At 62.4% G+C, this 3,132-nt stretch carries 4 protein-coding genes; 3 read left to right on the forward strand and 1 reads right to left on the reverse strand.

The features are described 5' to 3' along the window. Nucleotides 1-240: 240 nt before the first annotated feature. Nucleotides 241-960, forward strand: coding sequence for a lipoyl(octanoyl) transferase LipB (lipB, locus tag I8N66_RS36820; RefSeq protein WP_113537753.1), 720 nt, complete (start codon nt 241-243; stop codon nt 958-960). A 6-nt stretch (nt 961-966) separates the two neighbouring features. On the opposite strand, the gene I8N66_RS36825 is transcribed toward lipB, so the two are convergent. Then, nucleotides 967-1,905 (reverse strand): DMT family transporter, encoded by a 939-nt coding sequence (locus tag I8N66_RS36825; RefSeq protein ID WP_291165424.1) that lies wholly within the window; start codon nt 1,903-1,905, stop codon nt 967-969. Nucleotides 1,906-2,151: 246 nt separating this feature from the next. Here I8N66_RS36825 and I8N66_RS36830 point away from each other — a divergent pair, with 246 nt between their 5' ends. Both I8N66_RS36830 and I8N66_RS36835 read left to right on the forward strand, forming a co-directional pair. Beyond that, nucleotides 2,152-2,550 (forward strand): helix-turn-helix domain-containing protein, encoded by a 399-nt coding sequence (locus I8N66_RS36830; protein ID WP_113537754.1) that lies wholly within the window; start codon nt 2,152-2,154, stop codon nt 2,548-2,550. A 70-nt stretch (nt 2,551-2,620) separates the two neighbouring features. Beyond that, nucleotides 2,621-3,132 (forward strand): alcohol dehydrogenase catalytic domain-containing protein (locus I8N66_RS36835; RefSeq protein ID WP_291165427.1); only part of this gene is annotated, 512 nt, incomplete at its 3' end.

Genomic DNA, 3,132 nt, shown 5'->3' on the forward strand with positions numbered 1-3,132 from the left:
ACAGCGACCTCAACGCTGCGCGTCTACCAATTCCGCCACGACCGCATCGTGGTAGATGTCGACTTGCGCCGACGGGGCTGCATGTAGCAAAAGCTCCTGGGGGGCACAAGGGGATGACGACAGAAATTTGACGGGAACGAAAACTATTTCAACAGCCCGTTCGCGAAGCCTTGGAAACGCTGGACTCTTGCCTCGCCTCATCCCATGTACAAGCTCTCAAGGCACAGGAATACCGAGCGAATGCAGCGTGACAATCTGAACCAGGACATGTTTGCCCCTCCAGAATCGGCCCCGGTTCGCTGGCGAATTGCCTCCGAACTGGTGGATTATCCACAGGCGGTCGAGCTGATGGAGCAGGAAGCTGCGGCAATCGCCGCTGGCACCGCTGACGAACTCGTCTGGCTGGTGGAACATCCCCCACTTTATACAGCCGGCACCAGTGCCGATGTCGCTGACCTGGTGATGCCCGATCGCTTTCCGGTGTTCGCCACTGGCCGCGGCGGCGAATACACCTATCACGGGCCGGGCCAGCGCGTCGTTTACGTCATGCTCGATCTCAAGCGCCGGAAGCAGGACGTACGCGCCTTCGTTGCGGCGCTGGAAAGCGTCGTGATCTCTACGCTCGATTCGATGAATGTCCGGGGCGAGCGGCGCGAAGACCGGGTTGGGGTCTGGGTGCGCCGCCCGGAAAAGCCTCCCCTGCCCGATGGAGCCATGGCGGAAGACAAGATCGCCGCGATCGGGATCCGTCTGCGCAAATGGGTGAGCTTTCACGGCTTCGCTCTGAACGTCGATCCGGATCTCGACCACTTCGGCGGCATCGTGCCCTGCGGCATTCGCGGTTACGGCGTGACCAGCCTCGTTGACCTTGGCCTGCCGGTCATGATGACCGATGTCGACATCCGCCTGCGCGAGGCGTTCGAGGCGATCTTCGGCCCGACCAGGAACGACGCGGCGTGACCCTGATCAGCCTGCGGCCCGCCTGCTGGCTTGCCGCTCGCGCCAGATAATAAAGAGCCCCGAGCCGACGATGATGGCGATGCCAAGCCATTTGGAGAGCGACGGGAAGTCTCCGAAGATGAGGTAGCCGAGCGCCGTCGCCGTAACGATCTCGAAGTAGTGGAACGGCGCCAGCAACGACACCGGTGCTGCCCGGAAGGCCTTGACGACCAGCAGGTGGCCGTAGCCTGAGAGCGCGCCGAGCACGACAACCAGTGTCCACCCAAGCGGCGACTTCGGCAACGAGGGCACGAAATCGGCACTCCCCATGCCGTTGCCGACCAAAATCACCAGCCCCATCATCAGCGTGCCGCCGATTCCGGCGATGGTCTGCATCGTCAGCGGCGAGTCGCCCGTCCCGACCGCGCGATTGAGAAGCAGATAGCAGGCAAAGACGAAGGCGCAGGCAACCGGCAACAGCGCAGTTAGGCCGAAAGCGGCAAAACTCGGCTGGATGACGATCATCGCTCCGCCGAAGCCGACGACGATGGCAAGCCAGCGCCGCCAACCGACCTTCTCCTTCAGGAACACGGCTGAAAGGCAGGTCAGGATGAAGGGCTCGACGAAATAGATGGCAAAGGTGTCGGCGAGCGGCATGTACTTCACGGAAATGAAGAAGAACAAGGCAGCTGTTGCCAGCAGCACGCCGCGCAGCAGATTGGCGAAGGGGCGCTTCGGCTTCAGCGCCCGCAAGCCGCCGGCGCGAAGCAGCATGGGCAAGGTCGCCACGAGCTGGAAGAAGAATCGATAGAATGTCACCTGGCCGGGCGACATGCCCTCGTAGACAGCCATGTATTTCGCAATCACATCCATGCCGGGCAGGATGACCATCGCGAACAGCATGATGGCGACGCCTTGCATCACGGTATCGGTGGGCTCGGCGGCCGCAGTTCGGGCGTCAGTCATAAGGGCAAGCTCCGGTTGGCCGCCGCACATTAGAGCCTGAGCCATGCTTTTCAACGGCCGAAGATGCGACGGAGAACGAACTATCCGCGCCTTAGCCGCAATTGACGGTGTTTTTGGCGCTTCGGGGTGGTCCCTCGCCGGTCAAATGCCTATAAGCTCAGGACAATCTTCCGCCCCGGAAATCGAAAGCGGCTCTCTGCCTCTTCTCCGGGACCTTTGAACGTAACCGTGGCAAAGGAGATATCCATGCGCTTGTCCACCGAAACGATGATTGCCCGCCTGCGCGATACCAGTGATGGTGACACGCTGGGTGGACGCATCTGGAGGGCGCGCGACGCCGCCAATCTCAGCACCAAGGATCTTGCCGACCAGCTTGGGGTACGCACCGAAACGGTCGCCGCCTGGGAGCGCGACCGTGCCGAACCCCGGACGAACCGGCTCTTCCTGCTTGCCGGCGTGCTGGGCGTTACCCCGGCGTGGCTGATTGCCGGCCTCGGCAAGGCGCCGGATTCGGACACGGTCGATGACGAGCGCGACGGTCTTCGCGAACAGCTTGCCTTGGTCAAGAAGCTGCACGAACAGACCGGCAAGGCGATCGCCGCACTTGAGATGGAACTCAATCGCGTTCAACAGAACATTCGATAACCCATTGCGATTCCATACGGGCCGCCGTCCTGTGGCGGCCCGAAGTCATTTCAGTCCAAGGAGAAAATAGATGGATGTACGCGCCGCCGTTGCCGTTCAGGCAGGCAAGCCGCTCGAGGTCATGACGGTTCAACTCGAAGGCCCACGGGCCGGCGAGGTGCTGATCGAGGTCAAGGCCACCGGCATCTGCCACACCGACGACTTCACGCTGTCGGGTGCCGATCCGGAAGGCCTGTTCCCGGCGATCCTCGGCCATGAAGGGGCCGGCATCGTCGTCGACGTCGGCCCGGGCGTCACCTCGGTGAAGAAGGGCGACCATGTCATTCCGCTCTATACGCCCGAATGCCGCTCCTGCCCGTCGTGCCTGTCGCGCAAGACCAACCTGTGCACCGCGATCCGCGCGACGCAAGGCCAGGGCCTGATGCCGGACGGCACCTCGCGCTTCTCGATCGGCAACGACAAGATCCACCACTACATGGGCTGCTCGACCTTCGCCAACTACACGGTGCTGCCGGAAATCGCCGTCGCCAAGGTCAATCCCGACGCCCCCTTCGACAAGATCTGCTACATCGGCTGCGGCGT

The organism is Ensifer sp. SSB1 (genome assembly GCF_016652895.1).
Taxonomy (GTDB): domain Bacteria; phylum Pseudomonadota; class Alphaproteobacteria; order Rhizobiales; family Rhizobiaceae; genus Ensifer.